Consider the following 18141-nt stretch of genomic DNA (forward strand, 5'->3'; position numbering starts at 1 on the left):
GCGGTGCTCGTTTTACAAAAAATTAACATCTCAGCACTGCGTCCTTTTCCACGGTTGGTGTATATTGAATTATGGTAACCCTGCAAGAAGTAGAAGCCTGGGCGCTGGCCCTGCCCGAAGCCGAACAACAGCCTCACTTTGAAAAAGCTTCGTTCCGGGTAAAGAAAAAGATCTTTGCCACGCTGGATACCGCAAAGAAAAAAGCGGTCGTCAAACTGTCGGCCGTCGACCAATCCGTTTTCTCGAAGTATGACCCCGCCGTCATCTATCCCGTGCCTGGGGCATGGGGCAAGCAGGGTTGGACGGCCATCGAACTCACCAAAGTCCGCAAGACGATGTTTAAGGATGCGTTGTATACGTCCTATGCCAACGTTGCGCCTAAAGCGTTGGCCGAACAAGTGAACAAAGGGCGTTCGTTATAGCTATTTTCTAAACGAGGTTCCAACGAATCGGCGTTTAACCGGGTCTATGGTTTTAGTATGAAAAAAATAATCCCCCTCTTGATCCTGCTCACCGGCCTCTTCACGCAATGCGAAGATCACGATGCCACACCGTTGCCAGAAAAAAAGTCGCGCGCCGAGAAGATGTCGTATGGAGAACACTCCTACCGCGTCCTGGGCTACAATGACAAAGGCCAGGTCGAAGCCATCCGGCAGGGATTGATCGACCAGGGTGACTCCACCGAAACGGCTTACGCGGTTGTTTATGACCATCAACAAATAACGAAGATCGTCCGCGACGATCGCTCGGAAATGTTTGAGTTCATCTACAAGGAATCGCTGCTTACAGAGACGCTGGAATACACGGGCGACCGGGTAACCCAAATGCATTTCTTCGACTATGATGACCAGGGCCGCGTGAAGACCTGGATCGTATTGCAGGGTTCGGCAGAAGCGGGATTCACACCGGCGATCAAACGGGGATATGAATACGATGCGCGAGGGAATGCCGTAAAGATGGAGTATTACGAGTATCAGCGCGATGTGCTGGATTTTGTACGCCGCTCGACGACGACGTATGAGAATTTTGACGATAAGAAAAATTCAGCGGTGTTGTTTTTGAATTTTTATCATCCTTATCATGGGCTCTTTCAAAATAATCCGGCTACGTGGCGGGTGAGGAATGAGAATGGGTCGGAAGGAGTAACGCATTATGAATATGTGTACAACGAACAAGGCTATGTGACACACCAGCAGGAGATGTCGGGGGCGTTGGAGGTGAGGTTTTACTTTTCGGAAGATTGATGTTTCACAATTGATGATGGAGGTATCATCGAGGCGATCCCGTCTTGGTCAGGGCTAAAGCCCTTTTTTAAGAGCGTGAACCAACCCCGGCCTAAAGGCCGGGGTTATTAAATTCTTATACCCTACTGAACTTGCGCTGACGCAACGCTCACCTGCCTCGCGACTTGATTCGCCTATCTGTTCTACTTGTAGTATTTATAGAGCTCTTGGTCTTCCCCTCTCCACTGTGCAATTTTTGCCAGCGCGCTAATGAGTGGCTCTTGGAACCATCCTGGCAATCCTTGAAGATACGTTTCACTATAGCCTAATAGTAATGCCATGTGCCAGGGGTTTTTGGTCATGTCGTCTTTGAGCAGGCCATCGTTGATCAGGCCATAGGCTACCCGGAGCGTTTTCTCGAGACCTGAAGCAGGCGTGGTCTTTACCAACAGCACCGATTTTTCATCGCGCGCGTTCAGAAAAAAATGCATATCCTCACGCTGTGCAAGCGCCGATTGCCCTTTGTTGATGATGATTTCGCTTCCGTTGCGACCAATCCTAACCTGGCCCTCCACGACGGTAAATTCTTCCGTAAAGGTTTTGTGATAATGCCATTCATTGCCGCCTCGCGGTTCGAGCTCAACCTGGACTAACTCATAAGCGCCATTCGTTTCGTTCCCTGTTTTCAGGAAAGTGGCGGAATAGTTGCCTGCGGTATTGTAGATCGTCCGCTGCAGGTTCGTTCCAACGCTGTTATCCAAAGGCGGAAGAAATGCTGCAAAAAGCACGATCGACAAGTAGCCGGCCGTGACCAAAAACAAGACACATCCAAAGATGGCATAGAGCCATTTTGCCACTAGCCAGCCCTTCACACGCCAAATTCTAACGATACCCACCGGGTAAAATAGCAGGGACAACAAAAATCTCCATTTTTCCGTTTTTAAGAGCATTTCGGCCTTTTGGGCAGGGTTGCCTGCGGGAACTAACAAGTCTTTCATATGATTTTAAAATTTTATCAAAGGTCTTGGATGCCCGCATGCTCGCGTTAGGATAAACGGATTTTGATTTAGGAAAAATGGATAAAATCGACACCGCCAACTGGAACAATTACTTTAGCAACGCAGAAGTTTCCCTGCTTCACGCCAGCGAAAGATATTCCGAGACGTTATTCTCCTTCAAAGAACCTGGGCTAGCTTCCGGAAAAGTGCACGCCGTGACAACACCCGGTATGGTGCTCACCGAGTTTTGCCTGCAAGCCAATAATCCCTTTCAACTTCTGGACACAGAACCTAAAGAATCTGCCGAGTCTGTGTTTGTTTTAGATGGAGATGTCGAGTCGCACTTTTCATATCTGAACAACCCGGTCTGTTTCAATAGCCAGCATCACAACTTGCAGTACAGCCCCCAGTTTGCGGGCGATCACATTATTCACTCCGGAAATTTTCATGCGCTGACCATCACCTATGATCTTCCTTATCTGAACGATCTTTTGCAGTGCAATGACAACGGATCGCTACAGGCCTTAAGCAAAAACCTCAATAAAAAGGAGAATTTTTTGGCGGCTAACCATTCGGTGGGCTGGGATAGACGAATCACCGAAGTGGTTCAATCGGTCCGGCACTGTCAATTTCAAGGGCCTACACGATACATTTTCCTCGAGAGCAAAATGCTGGAGCTGTTTGTTTTACAAATGGAACATTTGCATTCGCTGCAAACATCGCCGGGGAAGGATGAGTGGAGGAAGGAAGACAGGGAAAAAATGCATGCCGTAAGGGAATATATTGAGCAGGCCTATTTAGAGCCGTTAACCCTGAAAGCGCTGACCCATGCATTCGGTCTCAATGAATTTAAGCTGAAGAAAGGTTATAAGCATTTCTTTAAGACGACGGTCTTCGAACACATCCTCCAGCTTAGAATGCAAAAGGCGCAAGACCTCTTGAACGAACAGCAGATGACGATTTCGGAAGTAGCGCAATTTATAGGGTATGACAATACCGGTAGTTTTTCCTATGAATATAAAAAGCGATTTGGGTATAGCCCGAGTCACGTCAAAAGATCATCGTCTCTCGTTTCGCTCCGCTGATCACTGCCTCGCCTTTGTTGGTGTTCTTCACCAACAAAGTTCGCATAGTGTCATTCTGCCACTTTCCCTCCGTCTCACCCAAATGTGTCGTGTGACACCTCCTCGATAATCCCTCGTCCCTGTCAATTTTCATTAAGCGTCTTCGCCGGGTTTGCCTGCGCGGAGAACAACGCCTGGGTACCTACGATGGCAAGGGCAAATAGAAGGGCTACCACTCCTGTGAGCGGAAATATCCAAATCGGAATTTCGATACGGTAGGAGTAGCGTTGTAAAAATTCATTCAGCATCCACCAAGCCAAAGGACATGACAGCACAAACGCCAACAACACCAACTTTGAAAAATCTTTCGACAATAAAGCCACAATGCTGGATACCGAGGCGCCCAACACTTTGCGAATTCCAATTTCCTTGGTGCGCTGCTCCGCAATGAACGACGCCAGTCCGAAAAGTCCCAGGCCGGTCACGGTGATGGCCAGCAGGGCAAATAAGTTTGCCAGCTTGCCCGTGAGGGTGATGTCGGTAAATTTCTTTTGGAATTCGGCATCCACAAATTTGAACTCGAACGGATAGGCCGGGCTATAATTTTTGAAAACTGCTTCTACACTTTTTAAAGATGCCTCCATGTCTTTCGTTTTGTCGAGCCGCACGGTGACGACGTTGAACCAATTCGGTTGAAATTCGACGAACATCGGGCCAACGCCTTCGTAGGCCGAGCCCATCACCGTGTTCTCCACCACTCCAATCAATTTGCGTTTGCGACCCTGACCCAGGTCGAGTTCCTGTCCGATGGGATCTTTTAGTCCCATCGCGTCCAGCGCGGCGCGATTAATAATGATCGATGCCGTGTCCCCGGGAAAGTCTTCCGAGAAATCGCGGCCCATGAGTACTTTGATGCCCATGGTTTTTGAGAAATCGTATTCGGTGGCGAGGTCGCAGAAAATAAGTTTTTGATCGGGCGATTGTCCGGGCCAGCCCAGGAAGCTCCAGCTATTGGGATTGGTGATCGGAAAATTGGATCTGGTCACGCTCGCCACCACGCCCGATTGCAGGAGCGACTGTTTGAACGGATGATAGCTTTTGGCCAGATCGGCATTCACCTGGAAGGTGATGAGGCTCTCGCGATCATATCCGATGTCGCGTCCCTTCACGTGCTGGATCTGCCGGTACACCACAAGCGTTCCCAGGATCAATAAAATAGAAAATCCAAACTGCAATGTCACCAACACCTTGCGTGGGGTGCCGCTGCTTTTGCCGATCTGCGCTTTGCCTTTCAACACCATGGCCGGTTGAAACGATGAGAGATAAAAAGCCGGGTAGCTTCCGGCGACGATGCCTGTAAAAAAAATGATGGTGCCCGAAAAAATCCAGAACTGCGGCTGATCATAGGCAATGGACAATTCTTTTTGCACTAACCCGTTGTAGGCCGGCAACAACAGTTCGGCCAGCAACACCGAGATCACAAAAGCGATCGAGGCAATGGCAAACGACTCGGCCAAAAATTGAAACACCAGGTCATGACGTCGCGAGCCCACACTTTTGCGAATGCCTACTTCGCGCGCGCGTCGTTCCGAACGGGCCGTCGCCAAATTCATAAAGTTAATACAAGCAATCACGAGGATGAAGATCGCGATCAGCGAAAACATTTGAACATACTCGATGCGCCCGCCTGCCGTTTTGCCATTTTCAAAATGGTCGTACAACCTCCACTCCAACAGCGGAAATAAAAAGAACGTGTGCTTCACGTCGCTCTTCAGGTTCCGATCGCCCAGGTCGCCGACAACTTGCTCCACGTCTGCACGCGATTCAGAATCGCGCAACTCCACATAGACTGGAAAAGAATAATTTCCCCAATTGCTGCGTACGTTGTTCCGGTCGGGCGTGCTGTTCTCATACAATCTCCAGGGCAACAGGCAGTCGAATTGAAGGGAGGAATTTACCGGGATATTACGCATCACGCCGGTCACTTTTTGTTGATACTTATTGTCCACCAACACCAGTTGATTGATGGGATCGGCATCGCCAAAGAGCGCTTTGGCCACGGCCTCCGAGATCACGAGCGAGCCTTCATCCAGCAACACCTTGTCACGGTTACCCTTCAACAGGGGAAATTCAAACATCTTCAAGAATTCGGGCGTCACATGCCGGCCTTGCTTGCGAATGGACTTTTCGCCTACGTTCAGCAAATGATCCGAACCCCAATCGGCCAGCGCGGTGTTGGTCACGCGTGGGTCGGAAGTCTTCATGCCTTCGTAGGCAGCAGCTGGCGCGGCGCCCCAGGTGTGGATGGTGCCATCATAGTTCACATTGGCCATGACCTGGTAGATGCGGTCCGCTTTGGGATGAAAGCGGTCGTAAGAGGTCTCGTCGAATACCCACAGCAGGATGAGGATGACGCTGGTCAGGCCAATGGAGAGGCCGGCAATGTTGATGGCGGCATAGACCTTGTTTTTGCGCAGGCTGCGCAGCGTGACGAGGATGTAGTTTCGGATCATGGCAAGGTAGTTTATATAGCTACTGGCCGGTTTCCAAAAGGTTGCAAGGTTTGCTAAAAAATAGTTTTACTGGTCAAATTCGTCCGCATAGACGACCGTGCCCGTTTCATTTTTCAAGCGCACGAAATCCACGGCCCCCGGCGTGTTGAAGGTAAAAATAAGTACCTCGATCTTCCCAAAGTCGTGCTCATACTTGATGTGTTCTACCGCCACATCATTCAAAAAAATGGTTGCGTTCCGGTTGTGATTTTCGATCCGCAGCGTCTGCCACGCCTTCAGCAAATCCGTTCCCAACGCGGAAAGATCATGGTCGTTGCCTCCTTTGTAAACCTCTCCCATTCCCACACCGAGGTTACTCACGCATCCTTTGATGGTGATGGGCACAAAGCAAATTCCTTCTTCACACACAATCATGATTTCCGCATTCGGGCAAGCCTGGCTCAACAGGCTGTCGCTCCGCATTCGAGTTTCCAGCACAAAGTTGTTGCTGGTCACATTTTCAAAATCGCGGCTATTGTAATAACGGTACATGAAATTTTTCTGGACGTCGACACCGGCCGCCTTCAAATCTTCCTGCGTGGTTTGCAGAAGGCCGTCGCGCTTCAGACGGCTGCGGTCGAGATACAAGGGGTGCGTATCCATGGGATCATAGCGTAAGGAGGCGAACCATCCATCGCTTTTGATGTGCACGCGAGCAGTGGCTACCACCGAATCGTTTACCATGAGACGCGCATGATGGAAGCCTGGGTTGTAGTAGATGGCCGAAAAATGATTTTTCGTTGGATCGATCCGCGTTCTATCGCGCGGGTTCCACGATTGCTGGATAAAAAAGCTGTCGGCCTCGATGTTGCTCACGTCATAATTGAAGATGACGGTGTTGGGCACGCCTTCCGTGACGGTCTTGTCGGCTCGAAATGGAATGGTGGCCGGCAGTTTTAATTTCTTTTTCCCCAGTCCAAATCCCAAGATGGCGATCACGCCGGCGACAACGATGGCCGAGCCGAGCGCCAGGTAGAACCGCACGCTCATTTCCTGTTTCGCCGCCAGCGGTTCGGAAGGGAAAGCGACGATGTTTCCGGCATTTGCTTTTTTGAACGACTGCCAATCGGAAAAATCCAGGGCGCTGGCCAGGGCATCCAGCGTCGTAGGGTGGGGTTCCTGGACGAAGTCGTCTTTCCACACGCGTTTCAGGGTGGAGATGCTGAGCCGCACTTTCGATTTTTGTTCGATGTGATCGGCCAGGTATTCCAGGTCGCGCTGCTTCACCTTGCCGTCGCCGTTGCCCAGCATCAGTTTTTTTTCAACGAGTGTCCGGTAGAGAACAATATAGTCTTTTTCGGAAGCAGACATCTGGTGGTTTTTTTGAATGAACGCGGATTGACTGCCAAAAGATCGCAAATTGATCCCGAATCCTCCACACCAAACCTGGAATATTGCGTTCATACATCAACCTAAAAAAACCATTGCATGAAACTCACTGTTTGCCTGTTCGTCCTGTTGGGATGCCTAACGTCCATCCAAGCCCAGAACATCCCCTACGGCGATAATCCCAAGGCCGGAAAATATGTACAGTCGGGCGACGCCCGGATTTATTATGAGGTCTATGGCGAAGGTCCACCACTTTTGCTGCTGCACGGCGGCTACTATGGCTACATCAGCGAATACGAACAGTATTATCCTGACCTTACTAAAAATTTCAAAGTCATCGCCGTCGCCACCCGCGGCCACGGACGGTCAGAGATCGGTCACACACCCATGACCTACAAATTGTTTGCGCAAGACGCGCTAGCCGTATTGAAAAATGAGAAGATCGACAAAGCCCTCGTTATGGGTTTTAGCGACGGCGCGATCACGGGCAACATCCTGGCAGCCGAATATCCCGAACATGTTGTCAAACTAGTGAGCATGGCCGGCGCGCTGAATACCACCAACTATCGCCCCAATGCTTTAGAATACGTCTGGGCCATGACGGGTAAAAATGAAGAGCAAAACCTTCCCCAATTTTTGAAAGACCGCAAAAAGATCATGCCCGAACCCCAACGGTTCGCCGAATGGGTAGACATGCTGAAGAACGCCTGGCTGGAACCAGTCTGGTTATCGGAAGAAAAAGCCGCGACCATAAAATGCCCGGTCCTCATTGTAGCCGGCGATCGCGACGACTATACGCGCACCGAGGCGTTCGTGGCCATGTACAAGCTTCTTCCCAACGCGCAGTTGCTCATGCTGCCCAACAGCGGCCACGTATCCCTCATCCTAAACCCGGCGATGCTCCGGGATTTCATCATCCCTTTTCTGAAAGCACCCTAACAACGTTCTGCGAACATCCCTGAAAACAGGTATTACCATTTCATTCTAAAAAACATTCCGCATGAAAATTCAGATTCTTTCCACTGGCCTCTTTGTAGCACTGACCATCGCTTCAGCCTTGGGTCAACCTAAAAACATCAAACTCAGCACGTCCGAAAAGGACTACGATATGAAAAACGCCACCCTGGCACCATACGCCGGGGAGGGCCTAAGCGGCGTGCAATTGACCACCCCAAATCAGCGGAGTGGCGCCGCCTGGTTGAAAGGCAAAACGTTCACGGAAGGCGTCATCGAGTTCGACGTCATGGGTGCTAACAACCCCGGCGCCAGTTTTGTGGGCATCGCCTTCCACGCCCAGAACGACAGCACCTACGATTGCATCTATTTCCGTCCTTTTAATTTCGTGGCTCCCAAGCAAGAAAACCGCGACCACATGGTCCAGTACATCAGCATGCCCGAGAACGACTGGTACACATTACGCGAAAAACGCACCGGCGAATTTGAAAAGGAAATAAAAAACGCGCCCAACCCCGACAAATGGTTCCACGCCCGCATCGAGGTGAAGAGCAACACGATCAAAGTGTTTGTCAACGGCGATCCAACGCCAGCCCTGGTGGTAAATAAGCTGAATACGCATCACGGCGGGAAAATAGGGCTGTGGGTAGGATCCAACTCGTTTGGCCGGTTCGCCAATCTGAAATTTTAGGGCGCACATCGCACGCATATTCGAAACGTGATGAGTCAAAAAACTTATCACGTTTTTTATTTTAACCCGGGTAAATACTTATAACGTTCTTTCATCGTTTAAATTTTGACGGTTTTGCTTTGACGCCACCCGCAAAAAAACGAAACTTAAGTACCCAAACACTCCCGTGGAACTGTCACTAGCCATCAGGTTGATTGAAAAAGGAATACCCCCGTCTTCCGACAGCCAGACTTGGATGGACCTCGGTGCGGGGAAAGGCCTTTTCACCAACGCCCTCGCGTCCCTGCTCCCACCCAATAGCACCGTCTATGCCATCGACAAAGATCCCGTGGCCCTGCGAGGCCTGACGCTCAGCAACGCGGTGATCACGCTGAAGAAATTGCAAAAGGATTTTGTCAGCTACGACCTCGACGCCATCGTGGCGAACGGCGTGCTCATGGCCAATGCGCTGCATTATGTGTCAAATAAAATGGTGTTTCTGCGACAATTGAAGAAGCATTTTAGTCCCGGCAGCCGGCTCATCGTGGTGGAATACGACACCGACCGTGCCAATGCCTGGGTACCCTACCCTATCCGTTACACGTCGCTGCAGTCCCTGCTGGAGCAAAGCGGTTTCCGCGCGGTGGCGAAAATGGACGAAACGCCTTCCATCTTCAACAACAACCTGATGTACTCCGCGGTGGCCGTGTACGGCGACGATCGCTAAAATCAAATCTTCACGACGATCTTTCCCACAAACGATCCGCTCTCCATGTGACGGAAGGCTTCTTGCGTTTTTTCGATCGGATAAATCGTATCGATCACAGGCTTCAGTTTGACGCCATCGACGGCACGCACCATATTCTCCAGGCTTTCGCGACTTCCTACCGACAAGCCTTGCACACGAAGACAGGCGTTGACCATTCTGAAAAAATCGATGGGCAACGTTGCGCCCGTGATAAAACCGACCAGCCCCACAAAGCCATGCATGCGCAGCGACCGTAAAGACTTCCCGATAGTTTCTGCGCCACCCACATCCAACGTAGCATCGGCACCTTCGCCACCCGTCAGGCGTAGCACCTCCTCGTCCCACGCGGGATTGGTTTTATAGTTGATCACATCATCGGCACCCAGGGCCTTCAATTTCTCCAGTTTGGCATCGGAGCCCGACGTGGCAATGACGCGCGCGCCCAGCGCCTTGGCAAACTGCAGGGCGAAAATGGAAACGCCACCCGTTCCCTGTGTGAGCACCGTGTGGCCGGCTGTGACCTGGCCTTGCTCGATCAACCCGGTCCATGCCGTGAGCGCCGCGATGGGAAGGGTGGAAGCTTCGACCGTCGTGAGCGAATCGGGGATGCGCACCAACCCATACTCGGGAAAGACGGCGTATTCCGCGAGCGCACCCTGCGTTGCCTGGCCAGCCTGACTTTGCGCCATGGCCACCGTTCGCTTGCCGGCCAGCCATTTCTGGTAATAGTGCACCATCACGCGGTCGCCTTTTTTGAACCGCGTGACCGCACTGCCCACGGTTTCAACGACCCCGGCACCATCCGAAACCGGGATGCGGGGAAGTGCCAACGCGGAATTGTATATCCCTTTGGTGACAGCAAGGTCGATATAGTTCAGGGAGACGGCATCTACTCTGATGAGCACCTCGTCCGGTCCCGGATCCGGTGTCTTGGCTTCTACCAATTGCAGATTTTCGAGACCGAATTTCTTCAGATGAATTGCTTTCATAAAATGTGTTGTTTTATGCAGCAAAACTGAGCCGGCGCCCGTTCATCGGCAAGTATGCACTTTTTGGTAACCTGCGCACCAAAAGGATAGTATTACTGAGTACCAGCGGGAAAAAATTCCAACAATTTTGAAATTTTCCAGGAACAGCCGGGGTTTCGAAAGCATGAAGCCCAACACACTAACCCACAAACATCTCCCAAGCATGAAAACTGAGGTAAAAGAAATGATGATGGAACAGTGTTCCGTAGACTATGCTTTTCAGCGGATCGGCGGCAAATACAAAGGCCGCATCCTTTGGCACCTGAGTCAAAAGACCCGCCGCTACGGAGAGCTTCGAAAAGGCCTCATCGGCATCACACCGAAAATGCTAACGCAGGCTTTGCGCGAGCTCGAAGATGACGGCCTCATCACGCGACACGAATACATCGAGCTCCCGCCACGCGTGGAATATACCCTCACGCCCGACGGACGCGAACTGGTTCCCTTTATTGCGTTGCTCAGTGTGTGGGCAAAAGGTCAGATGCGAAAGCGCGGCGTACCCATCCTCACAAAACACTCGGAGGACATGGACTACTGCGTGTGATCTTGTTTTGATTTCGCCGGGAGGTGCGCAAACACCTCCCGGCGAAAGGATCATTCATATTTCAACGCGTTCACAGGATTCATCCGAGCCGTCTTCAGGCTGTGAAAGGCCACCGTAAAGAAGGAAAAGACCAACGCCATAAGGGCGACGATCACAAACGTGAACACGTTCAGCGACGTTTGATAGGCAAAATTGCCCATCCATTCCTGTATCACGTAGTAAGCCAACGGCACAATGATCACCGCTGCGATGAGGATCAGGTACATCACATCTTTGTATAACAGGAAAATAATGTGCGGCACCGAGGCGCCGTGTACTTTGCGCACACCGATCTCCTTGGTGCGTTGCGTGGCCGTGAAGGCCGACAATCCCAACAATCCCAACAGCGAAATGAACATGCAGATGTACGCCAGGTTGGACAACAACGTGTGCTGGACTTCGTCCTCCTTGTATTGTGCGTTGAAGCGTTCGTCGAGGAAGAAATATTCGTAGGGGTGATTCGGGTCGAATTGTGCCCATTTCTTTTTGATGTAGGCCATGGTCTCGGGCAGGTTCTCGTTCTTCACGCGCAAGTGGAGCCAACCGCCTTCGGTGTCGACCTTTACGATGATCAGCGGCTCTATGGCATTGTGCAGCGAATTGAAATTAAAATCTTTCACCACGCCAATCACGTGGCCATCGGTCTCGCCGTGGAACCATTTCAGCTTTTTGCCGATGGGTCCCTGTTGATTGGTGGAGTCCTTGCCCCAGCCCATCAATTTGACCGCCGCCTCATTGGCAATAAATACATCGCGCACATCCGCCTGGGGCCCGGTCTGAAAATCCCTGCCTTCCACGATGGAGATGCCCATCGTCTTCAGATAGTCTTCGCCTACGAACATGCCCGTGAAGCGTTGTTGTGTCATGCCTTCTTTCGATTCGGCCATCATCACGGAACCGCCGTCTACGTTCATGCCGGGAATGCTATACGATGTGGTCGCGGCGATGATATTCGGGTTTTGAAGAAACTCGTTCTTGATGCCGGTTAGTTGATGCTGCACCAACGTATCGAGAATGGGCAACACCACCACGTTCTCTTTGTTGAATCCCAGTTCGCGCGACCGCATGTAGTCGATCTGATCCTGCATGAAGAGTGTGCACACCACCACAAAGATGGAGATGGCAAACTGCGCGGTGATCAGCACGCGCCGCAGCACATGGCTCGACTTCCGGTTTTTAAAGGCACCTTTCAACGCCATGATCGTGGGAATGCCCGGCAGGTAGAAAGCGGGATACAACCCCGAGATGATCCCGATGCCCAACGCGATGCCTATTGATCCGAACAACAGCAACGGGTTGTTCAGAAAATTTGGCGATAGGCTCTTACCCACCAACGTATTGAACGACGTTCCCTTCAATACAAGAAAAACTAACCCGATGGCCAGTATCAGGGAAAGCATCGACAAGAAAACAGATTCCATCAAAAAGGAAAATACCAGCGCGCGTTTGGACGAGCCCAGTGTCTTTTTCATGGCGATCTCCCCGGCCCGGTTCACCGATTTGGCCGTCGATAAGTTCATGTAGTTGATGCAGGCCAGCACAATGATGAAGATGCCGATGCCGGTGAAAGCATAAAGATAGGCCATGTTGCCATGGGGCTCGTCGCCCTGGAGGGTGGAGTGAAAGTGAATGTCGGCCAACGGTTCGAGAATGGGGGTGTATTTGCCCCCGACCTGGTCGCCGAACGACTTGAAATATTTGGTGTAGATGGCCGGGAACTTGGCCATGAAATCTTTCGGGTTGTAATGGTCGGGCACCAGCAGGTAGGTGTACACATCGGGATTCCAAAATGCTTCCGACTTCACGGAACCATTTTCGATCACCCACTCGCGGTCGATCAATCGCGAGAGCAGGATGTCGAATTTCAAGTGCGTGTTTTCCGGAACGTCTTCGATCACACCGGTCACTTTCCAGGGTGTGTCGCCGATCAGAAGGGTTTTGTCGAGCGGGTTCTCGTCGCCAAAATAGCGCTTGGCCGTCGATTCAGTGACGACCAGCGTCTGCAAATCGCGCAGACACGTCTTCGGATCGCCGGCGATGAATTTGTGCGTGAAGACCTGGAAGTAGGTGGAGTCTGTGCGCACGATATTCTCTTCGTAAAACGCTTTCTCTTCACCGTCTTTGGGTTCGTATTTCACCAGCGTGCGGTCCCAACTGTTGGCGCGCACCACTTCCTGCACTTCGGGAAACTCCGCTTTCAGGATGGCACCCAACTCGCGCGCCGAACGCGAGCTCCGCCCATCCACGCCGGTCGCTTGCAGGTGACCGCCCAGGCGGTAGATGCGCTTGTGGTTGACGTGATACTTATCGTATGAAAGATCGTTTTGCAGGATCAACAATAAAATAATGCTGACGGCAATGCCCAGCGCGAGGCCGAGAATGTTGAGGATGGAGAAGAATTTGTCCTTCAGAAAAACTCTTGCAGAAAACCGGAGTTGATTGCGGATCATATTTTTTTATCAGGTGAGGTTAAAAGGATCATAACATAACATACCTCGCAGGGTTGGGATGGTTACAACGCCGGGATCCGGGAATACCGGCTGGCCACGCGGCCGCCGCCACTGATCTGTGAAGACACCTGCGGGTCGCCTTCATATAAAATGTTGCCGCCACCGATAATTTTTCCCTCCAACGCCTCGCGCACCTGGAGCATCACTTCCCCTCCACCCACAATCAATATGCTGGCCTTTTCCGCCATCAGGTTCAACGCTTCCACCGTGCCTCCGCCACTCACGCGGCCAAAGAGATTTTGCACGCGCGACTTTTCCTCGAATTTTATGCGACCGCCACCGGTAATGCTGGTCTCCAGGTCCTCACCCAGGTTGCCGTCGATGATTTGCACGTTCCCTCCGCCATTTAGGGAAATTTTCCGGAGGACCGGCAATTGGATGCTGATCTCTATACAACCGTCGTCAAAGTTTTTTTCATCCACGTGCACGATGAGGGTCGAGCCGTTGACCGACGTTTTTATTTTGTCGATCCATGCCGCATCGGCTTTGATCGTGATGCCAACAGCCTTCGATTCCCGGATCTGCACCAGGGTCCGGTCGGATGTTTCCAACACGATATTTTCAAACGGTTTGACAGCGCGGGCCTGCTTCACGGGTTGTCCTACAGCTTTTTGAATGCCCTCCGTCAGGTAGAGAAGGGCGATCAGAGCGAGGATTCTGAACAGGGTGGTCATGGGGGTGGTGTTTGTCGCGCGAAGCCGTTCAAGAACAATGCCGGGCCACAAAACCGCGTTTTTCCTTTCCTCATGAGGGTTTCGGGAGTACGCCGCTGGTCAGATTTGAACAGTGGAGTGTACGTTCCCGCCCCTGATCTAACGCACGTCGATGCTGGATTGGGGTGTGATGGGCAGGATCAGATAGAAGGTAGCACCCTTGTTCATCTCGCCGCGGGCATAGATGTAGCCCCCGTGGTTCTCCACGATCTTCCGGGCAATAGCCAACCCGATGCCCGTGCCTTCAAAGTTCCGGCCGTGCAGACGTTGGAAGATGCCAAAGATCTTTTCGCGGTATTCGTTCTCGAACCCGATGCCGTTGTCGCTCACTTCCACGCATGCAAATTGATCCGGGGAAACGCCAAACGTATCTGCCTGCTCACGGGTCACCGGCTTTCGTTCCATGGTGATGACCGGGGGATGAGGGCCCGAGAATTTCAGCGCGTTGCTGATGAGGTTTTGAAATACCTGCCGCATCTGTCCGGGCACGGCATCGATGTAAGGAAGATCGCCGATCCGGACCACCGCCTTCTTGTCGCGAATGGAAACTTCGAGGTCGTCGCAGATCTCCTTCACCAGCGCCTTCAAGTCGGTCGACTCTTTCACGATGCCATTGTTCGACAGTTTGGAGAGCGTCAGCACGTCGTCGATGAGGTACTGCATGCGATTGGAGGCATTGATCATTTTGTCGAAATAGCCGGCTTCGCTCTGTGAGAGTTTGTCGTTGATTTTGGATTGCAACAAATTTCCAAACGCCTGGATCTTGCGCAGTGGTTCCTTCAAGTCATGGGAAGCCACCGAAGCAAATTGCAACAGGTCGAAGTTAGAACGCTCCAGTTGGATGTTGCTTTCCGAGAGCTTTTGAGAGGTGATCTCGAGGTCTTCATAGTTGCGTGCGATGATGTCGGCATCTTTTTTCCGCTTGGTGATATCGGTGTACGTGGTCACCACACCGTCGAGCATTTTCACAACGGTCGTGTCGTACCATTTGTCGGTTGCCTCCTGGTAAAATTCCAATCGCGCAGGTACGCCGGTTTCGACGACGTCCACATACATATCGAAATAGGTCTTGTTCCCGTTGAACATGCGCAACAACTTTTGACCTGCCAAGGCGCCGGGTTTTACATTGAACATTCTCTCTGCCGCTTCGTTCAGCGCCAGGTATTCAAAGTCCACGATCTTTCTTTGCTTGTTGCGAACCGCGCGCTTGGCGGCAATACCGCTGGTGGAACTTTTGAAGATCCCCTGGACGATACTGTCAAGCCGCTTGATCTGCGAAATGTCGATAAAATTGATCACCACGCCATCGATGGTCTTGTCACGCCGCACGTAGGGACTCAGCCGCATGAGATAGAAATGATGATCGGTCGTCTCGATCTCCCGCGTCACCAGCTCGCCGGTGTCGATGACCTTCCGGATGTGAGCGACCATGTCAACGCTTGGGATATTGGTCGTGATGTCTACCAGGGAACGGCCGATGTCGGCATCGATAAAATTGACCATCCGGCGCGAAGACGGGGTGAATTTCCGGATGATCATTTTGCGATCGACCAATATCTGTCCGATGTCGGAGTTGTTGAAATAATTGTTCAGGTCGTCGTTCAATTCATACAGTTCCTGGATCTTCGACTGGTGTTCAGCGCTCACCGTGTGCAGCTCTTCATTCAGCGACTGGAGTTCTTCGTTGGTGCTTTGCAACTCTTCGTTGGTGGAGATCATCTCCTCGTTGTTGGCCTGCATTTCTTCGTTGGCCGTCTCCAATTCTTCGATCACGGCTTGCAGGTTTTCGCGGGTGTCGGTGAGCTCGCGTTCCAGTTCGGTGATGCGTTCCAGGTCGCCAACCATTCCCGGATCGATGGCTTTCATCACCCGGGGTTCTGTATTGTCTTCCTCCAGGATCACCGACAGGAAGGGCTCCTGGAATTCCTTTTGCGTGAGATAGGGCTTCACGATGATATTCACAAAGCGCGGCGACCCTTCGTGATGAACGGCCACGCGCTTCAGCACGCTTTTTTCATTCGACGTCATGGCACGGCGCACGATCACACCCAGGGCCACGGCCAGGTCCGGCGCTACCAGTTTTAGTAAATTGAAATTGAAGGTGTCGTCAGGAAAGTGAAGAAAGGTCTTATAGTTTCCCACGGCTTGCTTCACCTTGAATTCGCGATCGATGACGAGGACCACGATCTTCCGGTCTTCCAGCAGGGTGTCTTTAAAGATCTCGGCCATGTTGGCCACGGGGTTGCGTGCTGCCGGGGTGGAAATAGGAGGAAACACCGTCTTGTCCAGCGGCACCAACATGGTCTCGCCATCGGCCAGGGTCGCCTTGGTAGTACACCGGTAGAGTTTCCATTTCCGGCTCACTTCCAGCAGGACTTCCTTCAACGGCCCGATGTTCTCGCTAGGGCCCAGCATTAAATACCCATCCAGCTTCAGGGCAAAATGAAATTTCTTCAACGCCTTGCGCTGCAACACCGGGTTGATGTAGATGAACATGTTCCGGCAAAGAACGAGGTCGATGTGGCTGAAGGGGTGATCCTTCAAGATGTCGTGGTTGGCAAACACCACATGCTTGCGCAGCTCGGGCGAGACGCGATAGGATTTTCCCTCCTCGATAAAATATTTCTTCAACAACGAAGGCGGCACGTCGCGCGTAATGCTCTCGCCATATACGCCACGCGACGCGGTTTCCAGCGCATCGGCGTCGATGTCGGTAGCGAATATTTTCAGGTTGGAAAACAGCATCCCGGTTTTCTCCATACACTCGCGAAACAGCAACGCCACCGAGTAGGCTTCCTCACCACTGCTACAGGCGGCTACCCAAACTTTTATGGGATCCTCCGGCGACTTCTTCGAAAGAATGTTGGGGATGGCTTGCGTGCGCAAACATTCGAATGCCTCGCCATCGCGAAAAAATTTCGTGACGTTGATCAGGAACTCACGCCCGAGGATTTTTAACTCGTCGTCATTCTCCCGGATATACTGGCGATAGGAGCCCAGGTCAGCCACACCCACTTCCGACATGCGTTTGGCCAGGCGACGGAGCAGCGTGGGGCGCTTGTATTGATTGAAGTCGTGTTTGGTGCTCTTGTGGAGCAGGTCCAGCAATTCGCGTAAACTCTTTTCGTCTTGCCGGTTCATGCTGTGGAAAGATTGCATGAGTGGCTCATCTTTGATGAACTCCAGCATTTCTTCCCCGATCATTTCAGGAGGGAGGATCAAGTCCACATAACCGGTGGCGATGGCACTGTTAGGCATGCCGTCGAAAGCGGCGGTGAGCGGGTCTTGCACGATCACTATTCCCCCATGACGTTTGATGGCCTCGATGCCTTTTGATCCGTCTGTGCCGGTGCCCGAAAGCACGATGCCCACAGCCCGCTCGCCCAGGTCTTCGGCCAGGGAAGTAAAAAAGATATCCACGGCGTTGTTCGGACCGCCTTTCTTTAGTTTCTCTGCCAGGCGAAGCTTTTGGTCGTGGACGGTCATTATTTTCTTGGCAGGGATGACATAGATGCAATCCGGTTCGATCTCGCCACCGTCCTCAGCCTCGCGCACACGCATGGCGGTATGCTTCGACAATAGTTCGGCCATCAGGCTTTTATAGTCGGGCGATAGATGTTGTACCACCACATAAGAAAAGCCTGTATTGGCAGGCAAGTAATCGAACAGGTCATGCAGCGCCTCCATGCCGCCGGCGGAGGCGCCAATGCCGACAATTTTAGGGTCCGGATGTTTTGTTTCCGGGCCCTCCATCATTTTAGCCATATCG

General features: G+C 51.9%; 14 protein-coding genes. 7 read left to right on the forward strand and 7 right to left on the reverse strand.

All coding sequences use genetic code 11. The features are described from left to right. Positions 1 to 71 precede the first annotated feature (71 nt). Both D4L85_RS05520 and D4L85_RS05525 read left to right on the forward strand, forming a co-directional pair. Complete coding sequence (locus tag D4L85_RS05520) at positions 72 to 422, forward strand: MmcQ/YjbR family DNA-binding protein (protein WP_119753376.1); 351 nt, start codon at positions 72 to 74, stop codon at positions 420 to 422. A 57-nt stretch (positions 423 to 479) separates the two neighbouring features. Beyond that, positions 480 to 1244 carry a hypothetical protein gene (locus tag D4L85_RS05525; RefSeq protein WP_119753377.1) on the forward strand — a complete coding sequence of 255 codons (765 nt, stop codon included), beginning with the start codon at positions 480 to 482 and terminating at the stop codon, positions 1242 to 1244. Positions 1245 to 1426: 182 nt separating this feature from the next. Here D4L85_RS05525 and D4L85_RS05530 read toward each other — a convergent pair whose 3' ends face one another. Continuing rightward, positions 1427 to 2221, reverse strand: a complete 795-nt coding sequence (locus D4L85_RS05530; RefSeq protein WP_119753378.1) for a cupin domain-containing protein — start codon at positions 2219 to 2221, stop codon at positions 1427 to 1429. Between the two features lie 77 nt (positions 2222 to 2298). On the opposite strand from D4L85_RS05530, the gene D4L85_RS05535 reads away from it, so the two are divergent. After that, positions 2299 to 3306: a helix-turn-helix transcriptional regulator gene (locus tag D4L85_RS05535; protein WP_119753379.1), complete on the forward strand. Its 1008-nt coding sequence runs from the start codon at positions 2299 to 2301 to the stop codon at positions 3304 to 3306. A gap of 122 nt (positions 3307 to 3428) precedes the next feature. Here the strand turns inward: D4L85_RS05535 and D4L85_RS05540 are convergent, their stop codons facing one another. Beyond that, a complete protein-coding gene (locus tag D4L85_RS05540; protein ID WP_119753380.1) occupies positions 3429 to 5798 on the reverse strand; it encodes an ABC transporter permease in 2370 nt (789 codons plus the stop codon). A gap of 66 nt (positions 5799 to 5864) precedes the next feature. After that, complete coding sequence (locus D4L85_RS05545; protein ID WP_160143564.1) at positions 5865 to 7148, reverse strand: hypothetical protein; 1284 nt, start codon at positions 7146 to 7148, stop codon at positions 5865 to 5867. 117 nt (positions 7149 to 7265) lie between these two features. On the opposite strand from D4L85_RS05545, the gene D4L85_RS05550 reads away from it, so the two are divergent. The 3 genes from D4L85_RS05550 to D4L85_RS05560 all read left to right on the forward strand — a co-directional run bounded on the left by D4L85_RS05550 (position 7266) and on the right by D4L85_RS05560 (position 9517). Then, positions 7266 to 8105: an alpha/beta fold hydrolase gene (locus tag D4L85_RS05550; protein WP_119753382.1), complete on the forward strand. Its 840-nt coding sequence runs from the start codon at positions 7266 to 7268 to the stop codon at positions 8103 to 8105. Positions 8106 to 8166: 61 nt separating this feature from the next. Continuing rightward, complete coding sequence (locus tag D4L85_RS05555) at positions 8167 to 8811, forward strand: 3-keto-alpha-glucoside-1,2-lyase-like domain-containing protein (RefSeq protein ID WP_119753383.1); 645 nt, start codon at positions 8167 to 8169, stop codon at positions 8809 to 8811. 166 nt (positions 8812 to 8977) lie between these two features. Next, positions 8978 to 9517, forward strand: a complete 540-nt coding sequence (locus D4L85_RS05560) for a methyltransferase domain-containing protein (protein WP_119753384.1) — start codon at positions 8978 to 8980, stop codon at positions 9515 to 9517. A 2-nt stretch (positions 9518 to 9519) separates the two neighbouring features. On the opposite strand, the gene D4L85_RS05565 is transcribed toward D4L85_RS05560, so the two are convergent. Beyond that, positions 9520 to 10527, reverse strand: a complete 1008-nt coding sequence (locus D4L85_RS05565) for a zinc-dependent alcohol dehydrogenase family protein (protein ID WP_119753385.1) — start codon at positions 10525 to 10527, stop codon at positions 9520 to 9522. A gap of 202 nt (positions 10528 to 10729) precedes the next feature. Between D4L85_RS05565 and D4L85_RS05570 the strand changes: the two genes are divergently transcribed. Further along, positions 10730 to 11110 carry a winged helix-turn-helix transcriptional regulator gene (locus D4L85_RS05570; protein WP_119758672.1) on the forward strand — a complete coding sequence of 127 codons (381 nt, stop codon included), beginning with the start codon at positions 10730 to 10732 and terminating at the stop codon, positions 11108 to 11110. A 50-nt stretch (positions 11111 to 11160) separates the two neighbouring features. Here D4L85_RS05570 and D4L85_RS05575 read toward each other — a convergent pair whose 3' ends face one another. The 3 genes from D4L85_RS05575 to D4L85_RS05585 all read right to left on the reverse strand — a co-directional run bounded on the left by D4L85_RS05575 (position 11161) and on the right by D4L85_RS05585 (position 18137). After that, on the reverse strand, positions 11161 to 13599 hold the full coding sequence (locus D4L85_RS05575) for an ABC transporter permease (RefSeq protein WP_119753386.1): 2439 nt from the start codon (positions 13597 to 13599) through the stop codon (positions 11161 to 11163). Positions 13600 to 13661: 62 nt separating this feature from the next. Then, positions 13662 to 14333, reverse strand: coding sequence for a GIN domain-containing protein (locus D4L85_RS05580; protein ID WP_119753387.1), 672 nt, complete (start codon positions 14331 to 14333; stop codon positions 13662 to 13664). A gap of 138 nt (positions 14334 to 14471) precedes the next feature. After that, positions 14472 to 18137, reverse strand: coding sequence for a chemotaxis protein CheB (locus D4L85_RS05585; protein WP_119753388.1), 3666 nt, complete (start codon positions 18135 to 18137; stop codon positions 14472 to 14474). Positions 18138 to 18141 lie beyond the last annotated feature (4 nt).

This window comes from Chryseolinea soli (assembly GCF_003589925.1).
GTDB lineage: Bacteria > Bacteroidota > Bacteroidia > Cytophagales > Cyclobacteriaceae > Chryseolinea > Chryseolinea soli.